Genomic DNA, 23,484 nt, shown 5'->3' on the forward strand with positions numbered 1-23,484 from the left:
GTGTTGGCAGGCCCGGACTGCGGCCAACCCTAGCGCGGTTGGCGCAGAAATAGGAGCAGCCGCATATAGGCAGCAGGGGCCCGACCCCGTTTAATGAAACCCGTCAACGCCGCAGAGTTTGATCAGAAAACCTTGCCGACAAGACACGCAGCGAGTCCGGTGTTTTCTCAGTCGCCACCGAATTCAGATGCCTCGAATGTCAATCAATCACTGCGGCAGCTTCTGCCGCGAAACCTAAATTTTTTTTGGAGATCAACATGGGATCAGCAGTTAGCAGCATCTTCGGCGGCGGTGGCTCGGGTGGCATCCTGGGCGCCGTGGGCGGCATCGTCGGCGGCATCTTCGGCGGCCCCATCGGCGCCATGATCGGCCAGGCCATCGGCGGCATGCTGCAGCAAGCCATCGGCAGCGGCGCCAACAGTGCCGTCGACACCCTGGTCAAGGAACACGGCATGCCCAAGTTCCTGGGCGAAGAAGTCAAGTCGACCATCGGCCAGGTCATCAACCAACTGACCTCGCAAAGCCAGCAAGGCGTTTCGCACGAAGCGCAAGGTGCAGCCCAGCAAAACTTCGGCGGCGCCGTCAAGCAGTGGGAGTCCGACTTCTCCAACCAGATCGTGCAAGGCGTGCTCGACCAGCTGCGCTCGCAAGGCACCGGCAGCTCCAAGGGCAGCAAGCCCAGCGGTGGCGGCTGGCTGCAGGCCATCGCCTCCGTGATGGGCTCGGCTCTGGGCGCCAAGGCCAAGGAGATGGTCAATCTGTCGCAACAGATCAACGACGCCTCTGCCGCCAAGTCCGCCGCCAAGTCCGGCTCCGAAGAGCAGAGCAAGCAGGCTGACGAGTTCAACAAGCTGATGACCCAATTCCAGGCCACCAGCCAGGAATACAACTACCTGAACAGCGTCTTCACGACGGCGCTGAAGGGTCTGGGCGAAGCGCTGGGCACGATGGCTCGCAAGCAATAAGCCGCAACCTGAGAAAACAAGAGGAGGGGCATCGCCCCTCCCTTTTGCATTTCAACTTTCAGTTCCTGCCCAAGATGAAAAACTTCAGTCGCCTTGCTTTGACGGTTCTGGCGTGCCTCGCTGCGCTCAGTGGATGTGGCGGCGGTGGTGGCGGGGACGAAGCCACGCCGACGACCCCGCCCGTCGTTCCCACGCCCGATCCACCGACCACGCTGACGGGCAATATCTGGCATTCCTTCAGCGACCTCGGCAATCCGGCGGGAACTTTCGTCATGAATCCCAACACCGGGGTCTCGACGGCCGTCCAATCCGAGAAGTGGGGCGTGCCTTCGCCCGATGGCAGTCGCTTCATCAGCAACGACTACACCTCACAGGGCTCCAGCGGCGAGACCCGCCTCACGGTGCGCAAGACCGACGACAAGAGCCTGGTCGTGGACCAGGTCGTTGACGGCTACATCGCCCGCCTTGCGCCGTCGCCGCTGGCCACCAACCAGGTCCTGGCCTACTGGGGCGAGACAACCGCCGCGCCCAGGGCCGCCGTGGTCTGGGACTTCAGCGCGCAGAAGGTGCTTTTCGCCACGCCGCTGAGCAAGACGCCGGACGCCGTCGCCTGGATGCCTGACGGCACCCTGCTGCGCGTGCAGCCCTCGGGCAGCGTCAGCAAGGTCACGCCGGGTGGCAGCGAGCAGCAGGTCGCCACCGTCAGCTGGCCAGAATCGCGGCTGCCGCAGGCGGTCTATGTCAGCCCCGACGGCAGCAAGGCCCTGGTGCAGCTCGCGGCGCTGCGCAGCACCGGCACGGTCAGCGGCGTGGACCTGTGGATGATGGATGCCAACGGCGCCAACCTGAAGCGCTTCACGAACAACGGCTTGATCGCCGAGGCCTACTGGTCGCCCGACAGCAAGTTCGTGGCCTTCACCAAGGACACCGGCGTGACCTGCACCGACGCCACCTGCCAGGGCAGCTGCACGGTCTGGTATGCCCCCGCCTCGGCGACGGACGTGGTGGCCGTGGATGCATCCGGCGATGCCAAGAAATTCCCGGCGAAGCGGCCCGACGGTTCGAYGACCGATCTGCGCTGCCCGGTCATGGCCTGGACGCGTTAGGGATTTGTGGCTGGTGCGCGGCGAGCTCCAATGCCATTGCACCCGTAACGACAGGCGATTCTTGGAGTCGCCTGTTCCATTTGGAGCCCTCGCCCCCGATGCCTGAGAACCGTCGTCGTTTCGCCGCCGCGCTGGCCTGCCTGGGTGTCGTCATGGCCGCGCAGGCTGCCGCTGCGCTGCCAGGCACGGTCTGGCATTCATTCAGCGACCTCAGCAACCCGCAGGGCACGTTCGCGCTGAATCCCAACTCCGGCGCTGCCACCATGGTGGACAACGCGAAGTGGCGCTCGCCCTGGCCTGACGGCAGCCGCTTCATCCAGCGGGACCACAGCTCGCAGGGCGCCGGCGGCGACGAAACCCACCTGACGGTGCGCAGGACCAGCGACCGCAGTGTGCTGATGGACCAGGTCGTCGACGGCTATGTAGCGGACGGCGTTCGCCCCTCGCCGCTGGGCAGCAACCAGATCCTGGCGTCGTGGGGCAAGACGGTCTTTGCACCGCGTGCTGCCATCGTCTACGACCTCGACTCGCGCCGGCTGCTGTACGCCACGCAACCGAGCAAGACACCCGACGCGCTGTCGTGGATGCCCGATGGCTCGCTGCTGCGCGTGCAGCCCTCGGGCGACATCAGCCGGGTCTTGCCGGGCCGCGGCGAGCAGCGTGTCGCCACCGTGCGCTGGCCCGAGGCGCGCGTGCCCGAGGCGGTGTATGTCAGCCCCGATGGCAGCAAGGCTCTGGTGCAGCTCGCAGCCATGCGCGACACGGGTTCGATCGCCGGCGTCGATCTGTGGATGATGAACGTCGACGGCTCCAACCTGCGCCGATTCACCAGGAACGACCTGATCGCCGGCGCGGTCTGGTCGCCGGACAGCCGCTATGTGGCGTTTGCCAAGGACACCGGCGTGTCCTGCACCGCCGCCACCTGCCGCGGCAGTTGCACGGTCTGGTACGCCGAGGCTACTGCGTCCAACGTGGTGGCCGTGCCGCCCTCGGGCGACGCCCGGCAGTTCCCGTTGAAACGGCCCGATGGCTCGACAACGACCGTCGGCTGCCCGCTCGCGGCCTGGACCCGCTGAAGGCATGCCCTTGATCGCTGCTCGGCCGGCGCTGGCCACCGCCGCCGTGTTGCTGATGGCCGGCGCCGCGCAGTCGGCGCCCGACGAACGCTCGCTGGCCAGCGATCCCGCGGCGGTGCAGCAACTCGTCGAAGCCGTCAGCCTGGACGTGATGTCCGAGGCCACGCTGGGCGCCTGCGAGGACATGGGCGTGGCGGCGGCCGCTCAGATGCGCGACGCCTGGGTGGCCTGGCGCGAGCGGCACCAGATCGCGCCGCTGCGCATGGTGGTGGCCCGCATGCAGCAGCGCAGTAGCAGCATCCCGTCGTTCACGCGCCTGACCGAGCCCATGCGCGAGCGGGTGCTGAACGACCCCTCTCCCGAGCAGGCCTGCGCGGCGTTGGCGCGCGACTGGCAATCGCCGGCCATGGATGTGGGCACGCTGTATCCGCAGGCCCGTGCCGTGGCACTGGCGCTGGTGAAAGCCAACCTGGTGGCTCCCCCCGGCCCGCTGGCGATCGCGCCCGAGGCGGCCCGGGGCCAGTTCCTGCTGCCCAGCCAGATCCCCGCGCTCACGGCGCAGCGAGGCCACTGGCTGGTGATCTCCGAGGAGGAGGCGCAACGCAAGCTCGGCGTTGTCTATGTCAAGGGCCGCGTGGCGCGCGAGATCGACCGCCCGACGCATTTCTTCCTGGTGCAGCAGCAGGGCGACCGGCATGTGGAGCAGCGCATCCACCTGAAGTTCGACGCCGAGCCCTGGGTGGGCCGCGAGGTGGTGCTGCGCGGCGTGGTCACGTCGCTGAACGACAACTCCCTGGACCTGGCCGACGCGGCCCTGGTCGCCAACCCGGCGGGGCTGACGTCGTCGCCGCTGCCTCAGGCGCCGATGCTGCGCAGACGGGCGGTGCTGCAGCGCGTGACGACGCCGCCGGGCCGCGGYCTGGCGGAGAAGGACCTGGCGGCCGTGGTCATCCACGGCGAGAGCAACTTCAATGGCGGCACGCGCTGGGAAGAGGATGTGCGCTTCCTGCTGCGCGATGGCACGGTCTACCACCGCACCGAGATGCCGCCCGACCAGCTCAACGTTGTCGCGTCGCGCCAGCTGGAGCCGCAGCGCTGGGGCCGCTGGCGCGCCAGCGGCAGGGTTGATGTCAGCCCCCAGGGCCGAGCCGTGCCCGGCCCGCCCCCCGAGGGGGTCAAGGGCACTTGGGGCGGCCCTACGTGCCCTTGCGAAATGCAGCCGCAGGACGATGACGGCCGCCCCGCGGGCGCCTGGCAGGCCGAGAAGCATCACGCCGTGCGGCCCTGGCCCAAGGACACGCGGCTGGAGGGATCCTTCACCCGCGGCACGTTCAACGGCAGCCTGGTCCTTGGCGGCAGGTCGTCCAGCACCACGTTGCGCTTCATGCGCGACGGCCGCTTCGAGCGCAGCTACAGCGCGCTGTCCAGCACCGGCACGCTGGCCGCGACGCTCAACAACACGGTCATTGCCGGCTCGGCCCATGGCGATGGCAAGGGCAGCAGCAGCACCGGCGGCGGCACGGTGGGCACGCCCTTTGGCACGGCGGGCGCGGTGAGCTCGCGCAAGCAGGACGACGGCGCCGGCCGCCGCGGCCGCTACCAGCTCAGAGGCTTCGTCCTCACCCTCGACTACGACGACGGCCACCAGGAGCGCCTGCTCAGCTTTCCCGTGCACGACGACAACAAGACCGTCTACGTGGGCAGCGGCAGCCTCGTCCTCGACAAATGACCCCGACCTTTCCACTGGAGTTTCAAATGCCCCGACTGCGATCCCTTGCTCTTCGTCTGGCCTTGGCGGCCCTGGTCGGCGCTGCCGGCGCGGCCACCGCTCAGGTCGCCCCCTCGATCAGCCTGGCTGAGCAGATGCGCACCATGCTCGCCAAGCCCGGTGCGGGTGGCGGCGCGGCACCCGCCGCTCCGGTGTTCAGCGCGGCGCCCGCAGTCACCTCGGCCAGTGCGCTGGCCGCCCTCAACGCGCCCCTCGTCACCAACGGGCCGGCGCAGGTGCGCCAGTCGGCCACCGAGCTGGCGCAGCGCTTCCCCGCGGCGCATCGCGGCGCCATGACCAAGGCGTATGAGGAGTCCTTCGTCTTCTGGCAGAAGCTCGAGACCCAGCTCGGCCTGACGCCCAATGACGCCGCGGCCGGCGTGGCGGCCTTCATCGCCGGCAACTACACCGCCTTCATGCAGCAGCCCGTGCCCGACGAGCACTTCAAGTCCCTGGTGCTGCAGATGCAACGCATGCTGGGCCAGAACGCCGCCTTCACCCAAAGCAGCCCGGCCGCCAAGCGCGCGATGTTCGAGCAGCTGGCCATGGTGGGCACCTTCATGGTGGTCTACCGCGAGCACCTCAACAGCAAGCCCAACCCCAACGAGGAGGTCAATTTCCGCAATGCGGCCAAGGCCAACCTCGAGGCGGCGTTGGGGCTCGGGGTGGAGCGCATCCAGATCGGGCCGCAAGGGCTGGTGGCGCGCTGAGGAAGGGCGGCTCAGCAGGCATGCCGCCACGGCGGCCGGCCTCAGGTGTCGTGATAGCCGCCGGCAATCGCGTCGGCCACGGTCCGGGTCCAGGAGTCCAGGTAGACGAAATCCGGCGAATCCGGGAAACGGTGGGCCGCGAAGAGCAGGGCCTCCAGGTCCAGCACGGCCTCACGGGCCTGCGGCGTCGGGTGCTTCAGGTCGGCCAGCAGCACGACGCGGCGCGCCGTGGCCATGTTGTCGGCCAGGTCGATGGCATCCATGTTCAGGCCCCAGTGCCAGTCGCCGTTGGCGTGGCGGATCGCCTCGCCCAGGCTCACGCCCAGGTCGCCCAGCAGGCCGTAGACGATGAAGGGGCCGCCGCGCGTGCAGTCCGGCCAGGGCGAGTGCTTGGGCAGGCGGCCGAAGGCCGGCAGCTGCGGCCAGTGCGCCTTGGCCCAGGTGTTCAGGGCCTTGGCGTAGGCGGCGCCCTGCAGTGCCTGCGGGTCGGGCCCGCCGTGGGCGACCAGCCAGTCGCGCAGCAGGCGTTGGCGCTCGTTCAGCGTGGCCTGGAAGTAGGCCCAGTTGGCCTGGGCCTGGCTCTCGCTCAGCGCACGGCCGGAGCCGGGGTGAGGCAGCTCATAGGCGGGGTAGTCGCTCAGGTCCCAGGTGGACGCTTTAGGGCCGGCAAGCCAGCGCTGGATCAGGTTCGGCATGTTGAGCAAGCGCGAAAGAAAAATGGACGGCCTCGAGAGGCCGTCCATTCGGAACAAGCCCGGTTCAGAACCAGCCTTTTACCGTATCGAAGATGCCACGGCCGCCAGCATCGCCAGCGATGGCGCCGCCAATGCCGCCGATGATGCCGCCAACCACCGTGCCCACGCCGGGGAAGATGGCCGTGCCGATGGTCGCGCCCAAGGCCGCGCCACCCCAGCCACCCAGGGCGCCGCCGGCCACGCCGGAGGCGGTGCGCCCGGTGTTCTCGCCGATGCGGTTGCCGTCGGCCTGGTAGGCCTGGCCGAGCGAAATGGCATCCAGCACGACGCCGACGGGCCGGGCGACCTTGCCCACGCCTTCCAGCAGCTGACCGGCGCCGCGCAGGCCACGGTTGACTTTCAGGGCCTCGACATCGCGCGCCACCTGGCCACGGATGTCGCTGTCCAGCGCCGTGCGGCCCACCTTGGACTCGACGTCGATGCGCTGGCGCATGCGCGGATCCGTCGCCGGGGGCTCGGCCACCACGTCCACCACGCGCGCGCCGTTCTGCACCGGCACCTCGGTGCGCACCTGGGCGCCCGCGGCGCGCCAGCGGTCGGCAATCGCGTCGCGAGCCAGCGCGCCGTTGGTGTTGTTGGCCACCGGCGAAGCGATGCCCGAGGTGCGGCCCAGCGAACCGGGCGGCGGTGCATGCACGGTCTGGCCGACCTGGATGCCGTTGCTGGTCAGCAGCTCGGTCAGGCCGCGCGTGAAACCGCCCTTGCCCGTCCAGGCGCTGGTCGTCGCTTCCCATCGCTTGATCAGGATGGGGTTGTCGATCAGCAGCTTGCTGCCCTGCTGCAGCATGCCCTGGCCGGCCGCCCAGAGGCCGCCGGGTGCATGGTCGGGCAGCAGGCTCTGGCGCGCGGCCTGCAACACATCCTGGTTGTAGTGAGCCACGTCACCGGGGTGCCCCGAGGCCAGCAGGTGCTGCTCGATGGCGGCATGCGCCGACTCGGCGGCCTGCGGGTCGCTCTTGCGCGCGTCGACCACCCAGGTCGCCAGGCGCTGGGTGTCGACGACGCCGGTACGTGGGTCGGTCGCCCGGCTGACGACCTCCGCTGCGGGATCGCGGGAGACCGGCGTCTGCCGGCCGCTCGAAACTGCATCAACTGCAAGCATGGCGGCCTCCGCTCAGAAGTCCAGGCGCATCACGGTCAGCGAGAACCGGTGGGCGTCGCGCGTCGAGTGCGAACGGCTTTCGCCGGCATCCGACAGCGAGCCCAGGAAGGCGCCACTCAGCGACGCCGACAGCAGGCCACTGAACAGGCTGAGGGCGTTGCGCAGGAAATCGCTGCCGCGCTGTTGCGTGGCTGGGTCCAGGCCCGGGTTCAGCTGCAGGTCGGTCTTGTTCATGTAGGCCTGGTCGACCTTGTGGATGTCACCGTTGGCGTCCACGCCCAGGAAGCCGGCGCCGGCCGGGTTTTCCTGAAGCACATTGCCGTCCTTGTGGGTCCAGTCAAGCACGGCGCCCCAGCCGGCGGCCTCGTCGATCTTGAGGTCGCCGACCTTGTTGGTATCCACGCCGCTGATCTCGACGCCGTAGTCGCCGTTCGTGATGGCGACCTTGCTCGCGAGGGTCATGCCATTGCCGGCATTCCAGGGCGTGGTTTCGATGGTGACCTTGGTGCCGTCCTCGAGCTTGAAGGTCGTGGTGCCGTAGAAGTCGAAGGCATGCTTGCCGTCGATGTTGACGTGCGGGTCGCCCCAGATGTTGTAGGTCTCGCCGGTCTTCTTGTTGAAGATGTTGACGGTGTTGTTGTCACCGGCGGTGATGCGGTAGTTGTCGTTCTCGAACACGGCCTGGCCACCCTTCATCTGGGTGCTGGCGTGGGTCGGGTTGGTGTTCGGGGCGGAGGATGTGGCGGTCAGCGAGGTGCTGCTGGCCGTCTGGATGGTGGTCATGGCGCGTTCTCCTCAGGGGTGTGTCTCAGTCGCRTTGCCATTGCATTCGGACTCGGCCAGGCCCGCTAGCTGCGGCCGCCCGCAATTCGGGGCAGCCGCAGCTAGGGTTGGCCGCAAGCGCGGGGTCATACTTCGCACCCATGCCTCGTTATGTCGCCTTGCTTCGTGGCGTCAGCCCGATGAACGCCAAGATGCCCGACCTCAAGCGCTGCTTCGAGGAGGCGGGTTTCACCGACGTGAAGACGCTGCTGAGCAGCGGCAACGTCGTGTTCTCAACGCCCCGCTCCGCCGCCATCGCGACGCTGCAGAAGCGCGCCGAGAAGGCCATGCTGGATGGCCAGGGCTACAGCTTCGCCACCACCGTGCGGTCGACGGCCCATCTGCAGCAGCTGATCAAGGCCGATCCCTTCGCCGCCTTCAAGCTCAAGCCCGGGTCCAAGCGCGTCGTCACCTTCCTGCGCGAGCCGCTTGCCGAGAGCCCCGTCGAGCTGCCGGTGACGCACGGCGAAGCCTGCATCCTGGGCCTGGGCGGCGGCGAGGTGTTCTGCAGCTATGTGCCCGAGGCCAAGGGGCCGGTCTTCATGCACCTGCTGGAGAAGACCTTCGGCAAGACCATCACGACACGCACTTGGGACACCGTGGCCAAGTGCGCCGCGGCCTGAGTCAGTCCTCGCCCGACTCGGGCAGGTGAATCAGGCCGGTGTGGAAGTCGTACTCGAAGACCTCGCCATAGCGCGCCCACTCGATGGCCACGCGCAGCACGCGTTCGGCCTCGGCGGCGTCCATGCTGTCCATCAGCAGCTTCAGGAAGGGCTCTTCCTTCAGCTCGCCGTGGGCCTCCTGCTCGAGGCTGGCGCGGATGAAGGTGGCCAGCGGTACATGCGCGAGCAGCTGCTGGCCGAAGATCTCGCGGCGGAACTCGTGGCCGCCTTCGACATAGCGCTGGCCCAGCGGCGTGACGATGAGGTCGCCGCCGCTGAGCTGGGCCAGGCCGAGGCGGTGCAGCGCGTCGGCCAGCGGCAGCATGGCCTCGTCGGTGAGTTCGCTCTCCTCGGCCAGCTGGGGCAGGTCGGCGCGGCCATTGAAGCGTTCGTCGGCCAGCAGCTCCAGCAGGCTCTCCATGCGGCCGACGTCGGCTTCGGGCAGGCGGTCGCTGAGATGCGGCTTGGGCGCCTCCTCGACGGTGCCGGCCACGTGAGTGGCGCTCGTCATCAGCCGGTAGACCTCGTCGATGAGCAGGCGCACCTCCGGGCTGTCGGCGCGGCGCGGGCGTGGCAACGTGATGGGCAGCTCGGCGCGCACGCGGCCCGGGTTGCTGGCGAAGATCAGCACGCGGTCGGCCATCATGACGGCCTCCTCGATGTTGTGCGACACGACCAGCATGGCCTGGGTCGGCATCTGGCCGCCGTCCCAGAGGACGAGGATCTCGTTGCGCAGCCGCTCGCCTGTCAGCACGTCCAGGGCCGAGAAGGCCTCGTCCATCAGCAGCACGGCCGGCTGCATGACCAGGGCCCGCGCCATGCCCACGCGCTGGCGCATGCCGCCTGACAGCTCGCGCGGCAGGGCGCCCTCGAAGCCGGCCAGGCCGATCAGCTCGATGGCTTCGTTCGCGCGGCGCTCACGTTCCGCCGCTGGCACGCCGGCCGCCTCCAGCCCGAGCTCGACGTTCTGCCGAACGGTGAGCCAAGGGAACAGCGCAAAGCTCTGGAACACCATCGCGATGCCGGCCGCCGGCCCGAACAGTGGCTGGCCGCCGTAGCGCACGTCGCCAGCGTCCGCGGGGATCAGCCCGGCCATGATGCGCAGCAGCGTGCTCTTGCCCGAGCCGCTCTGGCCCAGTAGCGCGACGATCTCGCCCTTGTCGAGGCGAAAGTCCACGCCCTCCAGCACCGAGCGCAGGCTGCCGTCGTTGGACTTGAAGCCCTTGGCGACGCCCTTCAGTTCGATCAACGTCGTCATCAGAAATGCATCCTTTCCTCGGCGATACGGTAGAGACGCCGCCAGACCCAGTGGTTCATCGCCATGACGAAGACGCACATGACGCCGATGCCTAAAGCGATGCGCGGGAAGTCGCCCGCCGTCGTCATCTGCTGGATGTAGCTGCCCAGGCCTTGGGCCTGCAGGTGGGTGTCGCCCCAGCTCACGTACTCGGCCACGATGCTGGCGTTCCAGGAGCCGCCGCTGGCCGTGATGGCGCCGGTGACGAAGCTCGGGAAGATGGCCGGCAGCAGATAGCGCCGCCAGGCCAGCCAGCCCTTGAGCCCCAGGTTCTTGGCGGCCAGGCGCAACTCGGTCGGGATGGTCGACGCGCCGGCCACGACGTTGAAAAGCAGATACCACTGCGTGCCCAGGATGATGAGGGGCGACAACCAGAGGTCGGGGTCGAGCCTGTACTTGACGATGACGAGGACGGCGACCGGGAAGACCAGATTGGACGGGAAGGCCGCGAGGAACTGCGCCACCGCCTGCACGCGGCCGGCGATGCGCGGGTTCAGGCCTATCCACACGCCGATGGGCACCCAGATCAGCGACGCCACGGCGATCAGCGCGAGCACGCGCGCCAGCGTGTACAGGCCCAGCTTGAACACATGCGCCGCCTCGCCCCAGCCCACCTCGGTGTGGATGAAGCTGACCAGACGCCAGACGGCGAACAGCACCAGGGCGGCCAGCAGCGCGTCCCAGGCGCGGGCCCACAGCGGGTTCGGATCTTCAGGCCGCGCGCGGATGGAGCGGCCGTCGTAGCTCTTCTTCAGCGGCGCGAAGCTGGCCGTGATCCAGCGCCCCGGCCATTGCCCCAGGCGCTGCAGCAGCTGGGTGCGGCGCAGCCAGGTCAGCAGCCAGGACTGGGGCGCCTGCTCGCTGCTGCCCTCCTCGAAGCGGAAGCGGTCGGCCCAGGCCAGCAGCGGCCGGAAGAACAGCTGGTCGTACAGCAGGATGCCGACCAGCATGCCCAGGATGGCCCAGCCGATGGCGCCCAGGTCGCGCGCTTCGATGGCCACGGCGATGTAGGAGCCCACGCCGGGCAGCTTGATGTCCTGGCCGGCCACCGAGATGGCTTCCGACGCGACGACGAAGAACCAGCCGCCGCTCATGCTCATCATCATGTTCCACAGCAGGTTGGGCATGGCAAAGGGCAGCTCCAGCCGCCAGAAGCGCTGCCAGCCCGACAGCTGGAAGATGCGCGCCGCCTCCTGCAGTTCGCCCGGCACGGTGCGCAGCGACTGGTAGAGGCTGAAGGCCATGTTCCAGGCCTGGGAGGTGAAGATGGCGAACAGCGCGGCCAGTTCCACGCCCAGCAGGTTGCCCGGGAACAGCGCGATGAAGGGCGCGACCGCAATCGCCTGGAAACCGAGGATGGGGATGGACTGCAGGATGTCCAGCAGCGGCACCAGCACCTTCTCGGCCGCACGCACCTTGGCCGCCAGCACCGCGAACACGCAGGCGAACACCACCGAGGCGGCCAGCGCCAGGAACATGCGCAGCGTCGTGCGCAGCAGGTAATAGGGCAGGTAGGCGACGTCCAGGCTCAGCGGCAGCGGCTCGCCGACGTGGAAGGGTCGGGCCATCGCCGCCGCGGCCATCGCGAGCAGCACCAGCACCGCCAGGACGAGGGGCAGCAGCGCCCAATCCCAACGATTGAACGCGGCCTCGACGGCGGGGCGGGGGAAGAAGCGACGGTCGGACATGGTGGCGGGCGAACAGGACCGCGCAGCCTAGTCCGGGCACGTAAGGCGGGTGTGAAGCGCGCCGCCCCGGAGCTTGCGCCCAGCTTGCGGTGCTGCGCCGAAGAACTACGACTGGTTGCAGCTCTGGCGGCTTGAATCAGCCTTGTCGCCTAACGGCACAACTCGTCTCCCCGGCTTGCGACTTGACGATGTATCCGGCGCCTTCTCCTACAGGGATCTTTTGCCTGCGGCCTAAGGTTGTTGACGCGGCGGCGCAATGGGGTGCCGCCCAGGCTCACAGTGAAGGAACAGCCATGTCCAACCAGCAACGCCAATCCGGCAAGCAGCAGCCCGAAAGCGGTCAGAACATCCAGCAGGGTGGTCAGAGCCGTGACCAGAGCCCTGGCCAGCAAAGCCAGGCCGGTGGCGGCAGCCAGACGCCCCAGCAAGGGGGTGGCTCTGCCGGTCGCGATCAGCAAAGCAAGCCCAGCAACCAGCAGGGTTCCAAGAACCGCTGACTGCGCAAGGGGCTGAGGGCGCGGCGCCGTGAGGTGCCACCGGCGCCTTAGCCCGTCGACCGACCAGGCCCTCTCCCGCGCAGAGGGCCTGCCCTATTCGAAGAGGTGGCCGAGGTCGTGGTGGCCCATGGACTCGGCCTTGGTGCGCAGGTATTTCTCGTTGTCGGGCCCCGGCTCCGTCAACGAGGCTTCGCGTTCGACGACGTCGATGCCGAACTCGGCCAGGGCGGCCATTTTCAGCGGGTTGTTGGTCAGCAGCCGGATGCGCTGCACGCCCAGCGACCGCAGCATGCAGGCGGCGGCGTCGTAGCGGCGTGAGTCGATGGGCAGGCCCAGCTGGGCATTGGCCTGAATGGTGTCGGCGCCGGCGTCCTGCTCGGCATAGGCGCGCAGCTTCTGCACCAGGCCGATGCCGCGCCCCTCGTGGCCGCGCATGTAGACGATGGCGCCGCGGCCCAGGTCGGCGATGCGCTTCATGGCGCTTTGCAGTTGCGGCCGGCAGTCGCAGCGCAGCGAGCCGAACACCTCGCCCGTCATGCATTCGGAGTGCACGCGCACCAGCGGCGGCTCGTCACCGGTCAGCTCACCCAGGCTCAGCACGACATGCTCCTGGCCGCTGTCGTCCTCACGGAAGCCGTGAATGACGAACTCGCCATAGGGCGTTGGCAGGCGGGTGGAGACGATGCGTTCGATCTTCATGGTGTGGGGCTTCAAGGGGGCATTCTCGCCGCCCCGGGGAAAACCCCGTGTCGCGCAGGTTAGGCTGCCGCTTTTCAGGAGACACGCATGGCCCAAACCGTCCAGTTCAAGCGCCCCGATGGCGCCCCTGTGTCCGGCTATCTCGCCGAGGCCGCCCAGCCTCTCGGCGCCGTCGTCGTCATCCAGGAGTGGTGGGGCCTGAACGACCAGATCCGTGGCGTGGCCGATCGCTTTGCGCTGGCCGGCTTCACGGCGCTGGTGCCCGACCTCTACCGCGGCAAGAGCACCGTCGAGGCCGAGGAAGCCGGCCATCTGATGACGGACCTGAACTTTGGCGACGCCGCCTCGCAGGACGTGCGCGGCGCGGTGCACTACCTCAAGGACCTGAAGCTGGGCAGCGGCAAGGTCGGCGTGACCGGCTATTGCATGGGCGGCGCGCTGACCGTGCTGGCCGCGACGATGGTGCCCGAGGCCGACGCCGCCGTGATCTGGTACGGCATGCCGCCGCTGGAATATGTAGACGCCAGCAAGATCAAGATGCCGCTGCAGGCCCATTGGGCCACGCAGGATGAGTCCTTCCCGATTGCCGGCGTGGACGGCCTGGAAGCCAAGTTCGCCGAGGTCGGTGTGCGCTACGAAGGCCACCGCTATCTGGCCCACCATGCCTTTGCCAACGAGACGGCACAGGGGCCGGGGCGCATTGCCAAGACGCAGTACGACGCGGTGTGGGCGCAGCAGGCGTGGGACCGGGCGATGCGGTTCTTTGGCAAGCACCTGGGCTGAGCGTCGCGCGCCCAGCTCGCGAGACCCACGTCAGTCCGCGCGATCCGGCTTGGCAGCCTGGCAGCGCGTGACCAGCTCACGGGCGCGGCCGTCATAGGCCTCGCGGGCCGCCGGGGATTGCAGGACCTGGCGGGTGAACAGGGCTTGCCCGGCCGGCGAGGCGGCAAAGGCTTCGATGGCCTTGACTTCGGCTGCCGAAAGGGCGGGCAGCGGCTCGGGAGCCTTTTCGCCCAGGGCGGTGTAGATGCCCAGCAGGCCGTGCCTGGCGTATTTATGACCCGGGACCGAGCTGAAAAACCGGTCGGCCGCCGCCACTTCGCTGGCACTCAGCGACATCGTGACCACCCGTTCGGTCGTCTCGTAGAACTCACTGGGCTGCAGGGCCTGGATGCAGGCGTTCTGCGCGGCGGGCAGGCCGCCCTTGGCCTCACGCTGCTTGGCGGCCAGTTGCACGCCCAGCAGCGCCGACTGGGCGGTGATCTGCGCGGTCGTTGACACGGCCTCGGCGGCGAAGCTGGCCAGCAGGCAGGCCGTCAGCGTGAGGGTGCGATGCATCATGGGGTGGGTCGACTTGAAAACGCGCATTTTGCGGCGCTGGCCACGCTCGCCGCCCGCCTTGGCGCTCAGTCGCTGCGCCGCACCTGCAGCCGCGGCTCGTCCGGCCAGGTGTCTGCGTCCAGGGCCAGTTCATCGGGCCGCAGGCCATCGGCGCGCAGCACGCCCAGGTAGCCGTCGCGCCCTTGCGCCTTGGCGGCATAGAGGGCGGCGTCGGCCAGGCTCAGCGTGGCGTCCCAATCCCAGGCCCGAGGCGCTTCGGGGTCGAGAGGGAAGACGGCGAAGCCGATGGACACGGTGACCGGCAGCGTGCGGCCGTCGGCCAGCGTGAAGGGCTGCTCGCGCACGACGGCGTTGAAGCGTGCCGCCAGCTCGGTGGCGCCGCTGCGTGCGCCGCCGCGGGCCAGGGCCAGGAATTCCTCGCCGCCCCAACGCACCAGCACGTCGCTCTCGCGGAAGACCATGCGCAGCCGGCGGGCGAACTCAACCAGCACCTGGTCGCCCGCGGTGTGGCCGTGGCGGTCGTTGATGCGCTTGAAATGATCGAGGTCCATCAGCATGACGAGCAGGTCGGCCTCGTCGTCGCGGTGGCGGTCGGGGTTGCTGTGGCGCGGCTCGGTGTAGTGGCGCAGGCAGAGCTGCAGGTCCGAGGTGACCCGCGAGTCCAGGTAGCGGCGGTTGCGCAGGCCGGTCAGCGGGTCGGTGGTGCTGGCCTCGCGCAGCTCCGTGGTGCGCTGCTCCACCAGGGCTTGAAGCGCCGTTTCGCGTCGGCGCAGCTGTGCGGTGCGCCGCGCCACCCCCCAGCGCAACAGCAGCCAGGCCAAGCCCAGTAAAGAAAGCGCGGCCGCCGCCTGGGCCCAGCGCGTCTGCCACCAGGCCGGCAGCAGCTCGATGTCGAGCAGCAGCGGGCGGTCGCCCCACACGCCGTGATGGTTGGTGGCGTACACCTCCAGCCGGTAGCGGCCCGGCGGCAGGCCGCCATAGCTGGCGAAGCGGGCGCTGGCGTCGGTGAACGTCCATTCGGCGTCCCAGCCCGCCAGGCGCATCATGTAGCGCAGCTTGGCCGGGTCAATGTAGTCCAGCGCGGCGAACTCGACGGCCACACTGCGGGTACCGGCCGGCAGCTTCAAGCCTTGCTTCAGGTCCTGGTCCGGCTGGAAGAGCTGGCCATCGCGGCGCAGGCTGCTGACGACCACCGGCGGCGCATAGCGCGAAGGCATGAAGGCCAGCGGCTCGATGACGAGCAGGCCGCGGCTGCCGCAGAAGAGCAGGCGGCCGTCGGGCAGGGCGGCGTCGGCGAAGAAGCGCGGCGTGCCCATCGGCGGGCCCTCGGCGCCGGAGAGTTCGTCCAGGCGGTTGGCGGTCGGGTCGTAGACGGACTGCTGGCTCCATACCCGGCCCTTGGCGTCCTCGTGCAGGTTGACGCCGAAGGGCCGGCCCGGCGCCCCCATGCGCTCGCTGATGCGCTCGAAGCGCGCGCGGCCCTGCGCGTCGTAGCCCTTAAGCCGGTGCAGGCCGCTGACGGCGGTGTCCACGTAAAGGCTGCCGTCGCGGGTGTGCAGCAGGCCGAGCACGGCGGGGAACCCCAGGGCCTCGCCGGGCGCGCCCTGCACTTCGGCCAGGCGCTGGCCGTCCCAGCGGAACAGGCCGGCCAGCGCGCCGACCCAGAGCTGGCCGTTGCGGGCTTCCACGCGCAGCGCATGCACGCCGCCGCGCAGCGGCTCGCCATCCGCGCGGCGCACCCGCTCGATGCGCGCCTGGGGCGAAGGCAGGCGGTAGAGCCCGTCCTGCATGCCGACCCAGACCTCACCACTTGGTAATACCAGCACGCGATGCGCGCGCCCACCTTCCAGCGCCCAGCTGGCGAGCAGGCGGGCGCTGCGCGGTTCGCGGCGCTCCAGCCGGCCGTTGGCCACCAGCCAGACGCTGCCGTCCGGCCCCTCGGCGAGGTTGTCGACCGGCGTGTCGGCCTCGCGCGGCCAGCGGCCGACGGTGCGCAGTTGCGCGTCCAGCAGAGCGACCGGGCCGCTGTGCGTAGCCACCATCAGCAGGCCGTCGCGGCGGGGTAGCAGGCCGCGCAGGTCGCTGCTGGCCAGCGGGCTGCCGGGGTCGGCGTCGGGGCCGCGCACGGCCAGGGCCGGATGCTGCTGGTGGCGCTGCAGGCCCACGCCGTAGCCGCCCACCCACATGGTGCCGGTCTGGTCGCGCAGCAGCACGTTGACGTCATTGCCGGCCAGGCCGCCGGGCAGATGGGGGTTGTGGCGCAACTGCCGCAGCAGCGCGCCGCTGTCGCCGTCCAGCCAGGCGATGCCATCGTTCAGGCCGGCCCAGACCGTGCCGTCCGCGCCCTGGGCCAGTGCCTGCACGCCGCCCTTGAAGCGAACCGCCAGCCAGCGCGGCTGGCCGTTGGCCTCGATACGGCCGACGCGGCCGTCCACGCTGCCGAACCAGAGCCGGCCCGCGCGGTCTTCCAGCAAGGTGCTGATGCCGATGACGGCGTTGTCGGGCAAAGCCAGCTTTGCCCAGCCGCCTTGCACGTCGCGCCGGGCGAGGCCGCGCCAGTGGCCGGCCCACAGCGCGCCGTCGCGGCCCACGGCCAGCGCCAGCACGCGGCGCTCGGTTTCGCCATCGACGCGCAGCGGCTCGGTCTCGAAGCGCGCGGTTTTCGGCTCAAAGCGCAGCAGGCCCTGGCCCAGCGTGCCCACCCAGACCCGGCCGGCATCGTCCTCGGCCAGCGCACGGATGGGCGTGGCGCGCTCGCTGCCGCTGCCCAGCATGCGCACGCGGTCGAAGGCGGGCTCGTAGCGCGCCAGTCCGTTGACTTCGGTGCCTATCCACATGCCGCCGTCGGCTGCGGCCGCCAGCGAGCGCACCCAGCCCAGGTTGCGTTGCACGGGCGTGGCGCCCTCGCGTTCGATCGGGCGCAGGCGGTAGCCGTCGTAGCGAGCCAGGCCGTCGCTGGTGCCGACCCAGATCAGGCCTTGGCGATCCTGAGCCAGGCTGCCTACCACGTCGCGCGGCACCGGCACGCTGGCGAACTGGGGCTCCAGCGCGCTGGCTGCAGGCTGCGCCAGAGCCACGCGGGCCAGGGCGGTCAGCAGGCAGGCAACCAGCGTCAGGGTGCGGTGGATCATGGGCGGCGAGGGCTCGAAAGCCGCATTCTCCGGGCGGGATTTGCGTCTTCCGGCCTTGTTTACCCGACCCGGATCGCTGCTCGTAGCTGGTCGCTGTATTTGCCGGCGCCTAGGCGTTAGCAGATTGCAAAGGAGCTGCTTGGCGTTTGCCACTCTGCGCAACAGCCCGAAAGTCAGCCGGCGGTCCGAGGAGGCGCGTCGGGATTGATGTTCATCTTGGTGGCCGTGATCAATCTCCCTGTTTTGGAATGATGACGGTGTCGACGAACTTGCGACTGATATCGTCTCGGGTGCCTAACTGATCAGGACAGGCTTGACTGCCGCCGACTGCATTTGCATGCTGCCAAGGCCATCTGCCCGTTGTGCTTGTGCCGAAACCAGCATCCCAGACGTATCGCGTCAGTTCCGCAATCACTTCGCCGCTCTGCTTGTCGATGACTCTGAGCTTGGTGCCCGCGACCCAAAGTTCGCGGTCTTCTGAGTTCAACAGGTCCTCGTAGTCCAGCGCGTAGCGCGTTGCCGACTTCGAGATGGGCGTCAGCTTGGGTGGCTTTACCCACAGATTTGTGCCAGGCGGATAGGTATCAAGTTGCCCGCGGAAGCGCTCGTGGGTCTGAGGGTCAACGATTTCGACAAACCGATATCCGCGCCTTGGGAGACTCCTTTCGCCGGCGTCGAAATCAGGTGGGTTGAGGCTGCCGCGTCGGTCCGGATTGAGTTTGTCGATGGACTCGGTCATCAGGAACTGATTGACGTAGCTATCGCCCCTGTATTCGCTGGCCATTGCCGCCTCGGGGTACATAGGATCGAAGTACTCCCTCCCACCCCAAGCAATCGGTTGCCGGACCTTGGTGAGCTCAATCCCGTCGACATCCTTAACGGTGCGGTTGATCACGACGCCTGCTGTCTTGCAACGCTCCTCGAACACCGATTTGGCCTTTGCATACTTCTCGCGAAACGCAGCTTCCTTGGCCTTGGCTTCCATGTCGAGTTGGCTTTCGCCGCATGCCACAAGGGCCGCAAGCAGCGGCAAGAGGGAGGCAACGCTTTTGAAGGTCCTGGACTTAAGCAACACGACGAATCTCCTCAATCCCGGCGACGCCAAGGCGCAAGTTTCCAAAGGCAGCAATGCCGTACCGCGGCCGAAGCCTCGATCGAGTTCGATGTAGACAGGCATTTGGACCTGCAGAGCACCCATTGGAGCCGGAGCCGCCCGCTCAGATCGGCAACGCATTCGTCGCCTTCACCTCCTCCATCACGGCGTAAGTCCGCGTCTCCCTCACCCCCGGCAGCGTCCAGATCACACTGCCGATGAACTCCCGATACGCGCCCATGTCGCGCACCCGGGTCTTGAGCAGATAGTCGAAGCCGCCGGCCACCAAGTGGCATTCCAGGATCTCGGCGCGGGCCTGGACTGCCGCCTTGAAGTTGTCCATCACGTCCATCACCGTGCGGTCCAGGTGCACCTCGATGAAGACCAGCATGGCCGCGCCGAGCTTGGCCGGGTTCAGCCGCGCCTCGTAGCCGAGGATGAAGCCGTCGCGCGTCAGGCGCTTCACGCGCTCCAGTACGGCGGTGGGCGACAGGTGCACGGCTTCAGCCAGCTTGAGGTTGGAAATCCGCCCGTCGGCCTGCAGCACGCGCAAGATGCGGGCGTCTATCTTGTCGAGCTTGGTTTCGTCGTCCATCTGGATTTCTATCGGCCGTTCTTGCAATCCTTGGAATTTAATCCAAGTGATCCGCCGATAGAGTGCGAATCCTCACCAGGAGTCCCGCCATGTCCACGCCCTTCGTTGCCCCGCCGGAACAGCCTCGCCTGCCCGATCCTTATCGGGCCGAACACGGCGTCGTGCAGGCCCTGGCGGAGCGTGTCGGTGGTGCGTTGGATTGGCCCGGCGTCATCGCCATGGCAGCGCCATGGGTCGAGCAGGTGCGCAGGAACCCGGCGCCGTTCTGGGCCATGGAATCGCTGCTGCGCGAGTACCCGATCACAAGCGCCGAGGGCCTGGCGCTGATGCGCCTGGCCGAGGCGCTACTGCGTGTACCCGACGCGCCCACGGCCATCGCGCTGACGGCCGACCAGCTCGGCCGCGCGGACTTCGACGGTGCCAGCGAAGGCAGCCCGCACAAGATGCTGGCCGCGCTGTCGGCCTCGGCCATCTCGATGTCCAAGCGCTTCCTGCCGGGTGCCGACGATGACGGCGGCCTGTTCAAGCGCCTGGGTGCGCAGACCGTGGTGGCGGCCACCGTGCGCGCCATCCAGCTGCTGGGCCGGCAGTTCGTGCTGGGCCGCAACATCAACGAGGCGATGAGCGAGGCCAACTCGGCGCGCAAGCAGCAAAAGCAGCTGCGCTTCAGCTACGACATGCTCGGCGAAGGCGCGCGCACGGAAGCGGATGCATTGCGCTATCAGGCTGCCTACGTCGGCGCCATCAAGGCCATCGCCAGCGGCAAGCGCGCGGACTCACCGGAGGCCTCCGACGGCATCTCCATCAAGCTCAGTGCCCTCTTCAGCCGCTACGAGGTGCTGCAGCGCGAGCGCGTCTTCGCCGAGCTGCTGCCGCGTGTGTGGCAGCTCATCGAGCTGGCCGCCGAGGCCAACATCAACCTGACCATCGACGCCGAGGAGGTCGACCGCCTGGAGCTGTCGCTGGACGTGCTGGACACGCTGGCCGCACGCATCGCCCTGGTCTACCCGCAATGGCGCGGCTTCGGCCTGGCCGTGCAGGCCTACCAGACGCGGGCGCTCGCCGTCGTCGACGAGGTCGCGGCCACCGCCCGCAAGCACGGCCTGCGCTTCATGGTGCGCCTCGTCAAGGGCGCCTACTGGGACGGCGAGATCAAGCGTGCCCAGGAGCTGGGCCTGAACGCCTACCCGGTGTTCACGCACAAGCAGCACACCGACGTTTCCTATCTGGCCTGCGCCCGCGCGCTGATCCAGCATGCCGACGTCATCTACCCGCAGTTCGCCAGCCACAACGCCGGCACCATCGCGGCCATCGTGCAGATGGCCCGCGCCACCGGCGCGCCGTTCGAGATGCAGCGCCTGCACGGCATGGGCGAGGGCGTCTACCGCGAGGTGCTGAAGGACGGCAGCATCCCCTGCCGCGTCTATGCGCCGGTCGGCGAGCATCGCGACCTGCTGGCTTACCTCGTGCGCCGCCTGCTGGAAAACGGCGCCAACTCGTCCTTCGTGCACCAGTTGGCCGACCCCAGCGTGCAGGTGCCCGAGCTGCTCGGCTCGCCGCTGGCCGAGGTGCGTGCGACGAGCGCGCTGCCGTTGCCGCCGGCCCTCTACCTGGACAGCGAAGGCCGCGGCCGCGCCAACTCCACCGGCGCCGACCTGACCGCGCCGGCCCAGCGCGTGGCCCTGCAGGTCGCGCTGGAGACGACGCCTGTGCGTGCCGTCCCCGAGGCTTCCGCAGCCGAAGTCGATTCCGCAATGAACCGCCTGCACGCCGGCTTCCCCGCCTGGAACGCCACGCCCGTCGCCCAGCGCGCCACCATCCTGCGCCGCGCCGCCGATGACCTCGACGCCCGCCTGGCCGAGTTCTGCGCCCTGCTCGTCAAGGAAGCCTTCAAGACCCAGGCCGACTGCGTCGCCGAGGTGCGCGAGGCCGTGGACTTCCTGCGCTACTACGCCGACCAGGCCGAGAGCGATGCCGCGCTGATGCAAGGCCGCGGCGTCTTCGTCTGCATCAGCCCGTGGAACTTCCCGCTTGCCATCTTTGCCGGCCAGGTCGTCGCCGCGTTGGTTGCCGGCAATGCGGTGGCCGCCAAGCCGGCCGAGCAGACGCCTTATGTCGCGCTGAAGATGGTCGAGCTGCTGCACGCCGCCGGCGTGCCGGCCGATGCGCTGGTGCTGCTGCATGGCCCCGGCGAGACCGTCGGCGCCGGCCTGGTCGCCCATGCGCACACGGCCGGCGTCTGCTTCACCGGCTCCACCGTCGTCGCGCAGATCATCAACAAGGCGCTCGCCGCCAAGCCCAACTCGCCGATCCCGCTGATCGCCGAGACCGGCGGTCTCAATGCCATGGTCGTCGACTCGACGGCACTGCCCGAACAGGTCATCGACGCCGTCGTGCAATCGGCCTTCCGCTCCGCCGGCCAGCGCTGCTCGGCACTGCGCCTGCTGTGCGTGCAGTCCAGCATTGCCGAGGGGGTCATCGAGATGCTCAAGGGTGCGTTGTCGCAGCTGCATGTCGGCCAGCCTGCGCACCTGGCCACCGACGTCGGTCCCGTCATCGACGACGAGGCCCATGCCAACATCAGCAAGCATGTCGAGCGCCTCAAGCGCGACGCCAAGCTGCTGGCCGAGGCGCCGGTGGCCGAGGCCATGCCGCGCCAGATCCGCCCCGTCGCCTTCGAGCTGCCGCGCGTGTCGCACCTCGGCGAAGAGATCTTCGGCCCGGTGCTGCACGTCGTGCGCTTCGAGGACTCGGTCGACGACGTCATCAAGGAGATCAACGCGCTGGGCTACGGCCTGACGCTGGGCATCCAGACGCGCATCGACAGCCGCGCCCAGCGCCTGGCCGACGAGGCGCGCATCGGCAACGTCTATGTCAACCGCAACATCATCGGCGCGGTGGTGGGCGTGCAGCCTTTTGGCGGCGAAGGCCTGTCCGGCACCGGCCCCAAGGCCGGCGGCCCCGACTATCTGCGCCGCTTCTGCGCCGAGCCGCAGCTCGACGCGCCGCTGCCGACCCTCGCGATGGACGGCCGCAGCGAGGCCTTGGCCGTGGCCGCCGACGCCGGTTGGCGCGACACGCCGCTGCTTGAGCGCATCGCCACGCTGCGTCGCGCTGCCGACACGTTGGACGCGCCGACCGCTCTCGCCTTGCGTGGCCTGTTCGTCGCGGCGCAGGCGCAGTTCGCCGACCTCGTGCTGCCCGGCCCGACCGGCGAGAGCAACACGCTGCGCCACCACGCCCGGGGCGTCTTCGCCGTGCTCGGCCGTGACGAAGCGGGCCTGGCCGCGGTCGTCAGCGCCCTGCTGGCCGGCAACAGCGCCATCTGGCTGGGCGGCGACGAACGCGCCCGCCAGGCCCTTCTGCGCGCCGGCCTGCCGGTCAACGCGCTGACGCTACTGCCCGACGCGACGCTGCCGGGGCTGCTCGCCGCGCCGCAGCTCGCTGGCGTCGCGCTGGCATCGTCCGACTCCGCGGCCGCCCATGTGCTCGCGCAAGCCCTGGCCACGCGGGCTGGGGCCATCTTGCCGCTGGTCACTGGCGCCGGCCATGTGCGCCAGCTCTACCGCTTCGCGGCCGAGCAGACGCTGACGGTCAACACGGCGGCAGCTGGGGGCAATGCGGCCCTGCTGGCAGGGGTGCGCTGAGGGCGCTTGACGCAGCGGCCTGCGGCATCAATGCGGCGTCATTGTGGGATTGGGGCTCGCAGGCAGGTCGCCGGCGCGGTGGGGTGGTCCAGCTCGAAGACCAGGCGCTTGTCGAGCTTTGCGGCCTGCACCGCCTTGCCGAAGAACTGCTGGAAGAGCTGCTCGAACGACCCGTCCTTTTGCGCGCGCCGAAGGCCCTGCTCGATGTGCTCGGCCAGCTCGGTGTTCTGCCGGGCGACAAAGAAATAGCTGCACATCGGGTAGTGCAGCGCCAGGTGCGATTCAACGGCCAGGCCCAGGTGGCCGTAGTTGCTCAACTCGCCGTAGATCTCGCCGACGCCGCGCGGCAGGTAGCGAAAGCGCTGCGCCGCCAGCATCGTGAACAGGTTCTCGTAGCGCGCGGCGGCGACGACCGGCAGGCCGTTGCTCTGCAGGACGCCCGTGTCGACCCATTCCCTGACCAGCCCGGCTGGCAGCGCCTTGAGCTGCTCCAGCGAACGGATGCTCTCGAACTGGCCTCGGTCGTCCTC

At 68.9% G+C, this 23,484-nt stretch carries 19 protein-coding genes and 1 pseudogene; 9 read left to right on the forward strand and 11 right to left on the reverse strand.

The genetic code is table 11. The annotated features are described in order from the left end of the window. Window positions 1-257: 257 nt before the first annotated feature. The 5 genes from ACXJKR_RS04515 to ACXJKR_RS04535 all read left to right on the forward strand — a co-directional run bounded on the left by ACXJKR_RS04515 (window position 258) and on the right by ACXJKR_RS04535 (window position 5,625). The gene (locus tag ACXJKR_RS04515; RefSeq protein ID WP_157281888.1) at window positions 258-965 is read left to right on the forward strand and encodes a hypothetical protein; all 708 of its coding nucleotides are present in this window, start codon (window positions 258-260) and stop codon (window positions 963-965) included. A gap of 74 nt (window positions 966-1,039) precedes the next feature. Further along, on the forward strand, window positions 1,040-2,071 hold the full coding sequence (locus ACXJKR_RS04520) for a TolB family protein (RefSeq protein ID WP_457321096.1): 1,032 nt from the start codon (window positions 1,040-1,042) through the stop codon (window positions 2,069-2,071). A gap of 98 nt (window positions 2,072-2,169) precedes the next feature. Beyond that, on the forward strand, window positions 2,170-3,147 hold the full coding sequence (locus tag ACXJKR_RS04525) for a TolB family protein (RefSeq protein WP_056201120.1): 978 nt from the start codon (window positions 2,170-2,172) through the stop codon (window positions 3,145-3,147). Window positions 3,148-3,151: 4 nt separating this feature from the next. Beyond that, entirely contained in the window at window positions 3,152-4,876 is a 1,725-nt protein-coding gene (locus tag ACXJKR_RS04530) for a hypothetical protein (RefSeq protein ID WP_457321099.1), read from the forward strand. A gap of 26 nt (window positions 4,877-4,902) precedes the next feature. Then, a complete protein-coding gene (locus tag ACXJKR_RS04535) occupies window positions 4,903-5,625 on the forward strand; it encodes a DUF6683 family protein (protein ID WP_056201114.1) in 723 nt (240 codons plus the stop codon). A 41-nt stretch (window positions 5,626-5,666) separates the two neighbouring features. Here ACXJKR_RS04535 and ACXJKR_RS04540 read toward each other — a convergent pair whose 3' ends face one another. The 3 genes from ACXJKR_RS04540 to ACXJKR_RS04550 form a co-directional block, all read right to left on the reverse strand. After that, window positions 5,667-6,320, reverse strand: a complete 654-nt coding sequence (locus ACXJKR_RS04540; protein ID WP_457321101.1) for a hypothetical protein — start codon at window positions 6,318-6,320, stop codon at window positions 5,667-5,669. Between the two features lie 64 nt (window positions 6,321-6,384). Next, complete coding sequence (locus ACXJKR_RS04545) at window positions 6,385-7,482, reverse strand: hypothetical protein (protein ID WP_457321103.1); 1,098 nt, start codon at window positions 7,480-7,482, stop codon at window positions 6,385-6,387. Between the two features lie 12 nt (window positions 7,483-7,494). Next, complete coding sequence (locus ACXJKR_RS04550; protein WP_457321105.1) at window positions 7,495-8,265, reverse strand: DUF1521 domain-containing protein; 771 nt, start codon at window positions 8,263-8,265, stop codon at window positions 7,495-7,497. 140 nt (window positions 8,266-8,405) lie between these two features. Between ACXJKR_RS04550 and ACXJKR_RS04555 the strand changes: the two genes are divergently transcribed. Continuing rightward, a complete protein-coding gene (locus tag ACXJKR_RS04555) occupies window positions 8,406-8,927 on the forward strand; it encodes a DUF1697 domain-containing protein (RefSeq protein WP_457321107.1) in 522 nt (173 codons plus the stop codon). 1 nt (window position 8,928) lies between these two features. Here ACXJKR_RS04555 and ACXJKR_RS04560 read toward each other — a convergent pair whose 3' ends face one another. Together ACXJKR_RS04560 and ACXJKR_RS04565 are read right to left on the reverse strand one after the other, a co-directional pair. Then, window positions 8,929-10,227, reverse strand: a complete 1,299-nt coding sequence (locus ACXJKR_RS04560; RefSeq protein ID WP_457321122.1) for an ABC transporter ATP-binding protein — start codon at window positions 10,225-10,227, stop codon at window positions 8,929-8,931. Next, window positions 10,224-11,951, reverse strand: coding sequence for an ABC transporter permease (locus tag ACXJKR_RS04565; RefSeq protein ID WP_457321109.1), 1,728 nt, complete (start codon window positions 11,949-11,951; stop codon window positions 10,224-10,226). Before ACXJKR_RS04565 ends, ACXJKR_RS04560 begins: the two co-directional genes overlap by 4 nt. Window positions 11,952-12,244: 293 nt before the next feature. On the opposite strand from ACXJKR_RS04565, the gene ACXJKR_RS04570 reads away from it, so the two are divergent. Beyond that, entirely contained in the window at window positions 12,245-12,448 is a 204-nt protein-coding gene (locus ACXJKR_RS04570) for a hypothetical protein (protein WP_056201093.1), read from the forward strand. 93 nt (window positions 12,449-12,541) lie between these two features. On the opposite strand, the gene ribA is transcribed toward ACXJKR_RS04570, so the two are convergent. Beyond that, window positions 12,542-13,147: a GTP cyclohydrolase II gene (gene ribA, locus ACXJKR_RS04575; protein ID WP_056201090.1), complete on the reverse strand. Its 606-nt coding sequence runs from the start codon at window positions 13,145-13,147 to the stop codon at window positions 12,542-12,544. 87 nt (window positions 13,148-13,234) lie between these two features. On the opposite strand from ribA, the gene ACXJKR_RS04580 reads away from it, so the two are divergent. Next, complete coding sequence (locus tag ACXJKR_RS04580) at window positions 13,235-13,930, forward strand: dienelactone hydrolase family protein (protein WP_457321111.1); 696 nt, start codon at window positions 13,235-13,237, stop codon at window positions 13,928-13,930. A 30-nt stretch (window positions 13,931-13,960) separates the two neighbouring features. Here the strand turns inward: ACXJKR_RS04580 and ACXJKR_RS04585 are convergent, their stop codons facing one another. The 4 genes from ACXJKR_RS04585 to ACXJKR_RS04600 all read right to left on the reverse strand — a co-directional run bounded on the left by ACXJKR_RS04585 (window position 13,961) and on the right by ACXJKR_RS04600 (window position 19,307). Then, window positions 13,961-14,488, reverse strand: coding sequence for a hypothetical protein (locus tag ACXJKR_RS04585; RefSeq protein ID WP_457321113.1), 528 nt, complete (start codon window positions 14,486-14,488; stop codon window positions 13,961-13,963). A 65-nt stretch (window positions 14,489-14,553) separates the two neighbouring features. Next, window positions 14,554-17,619 (reverse strand): diguanylate cyclase, encoded by a 3,066-nt coding sequence (locus ACXJKR_RS04590; protein ID WP_457321115.1) that lies wholly within the window; start codon window positions 17,617-17,619, stop codon window positions 14,554-14,556. A 229-nt stretch (window positions 17,620-17,848) separates the two neighbouring features. Next, window positions 17,849-18,796, reverse strand: coding sequence for a hypothetical protein (locus ACXJKR_RS04595; protein WP_457321117.1), 948 nt, complete (start codon window positions 18,794-18,796; stop codon window positions 17,849-17,851). Between the two features lie 40 nt (window positions 18,797-18,836). Continuing rightward, window positions 18,837-19,307, reverse strand: a complete 471-nt coding sequence (locus ACXJKR_RS04600; protein ID WP_457321119.1) for an Lrp/AsnC ligand binding domain-containing protein — start codon at window positions 19,305-19,307, stop codon at window positions 18,837-18,839. Between the two features lie 89 nt (window positions 19,308-19,396). Here ACXJKR_RS04600 and ACXJKR_RS04605 point away from each other — a divergent pair, with 89 nt between their 5' ends. Beyond that, window positions 19,397-22,954 carry an L-glutamate gamma-semialdehyde dehydrogenase gene (locus tag ACXJKR_RS04605; protein ID WP_457321120.1) on the forward strand — a complete coding sequence of 1,186 codons (3,558 nt, stop codon included), beginning with the start codon at window positions 19,397-19,399 and terminating at the stop codon, window positions 22,952-22,954. Window positions 22,955-22,992: 38 nt separating this feature from the next. On the opposite strand, the pseudogene ACXJKR_RS04610 reads toward ACXJKR_RS04605, so the two are convergent. Next, window positions 22,993-23,484: pseudogene (locus tag ACXJKR_RS04610) on the reverse strand (hypothetical protein); the annotation flags it as partial.

This window comes from Roseateles sp. P5_E11, from assembly GCF_054049355.1.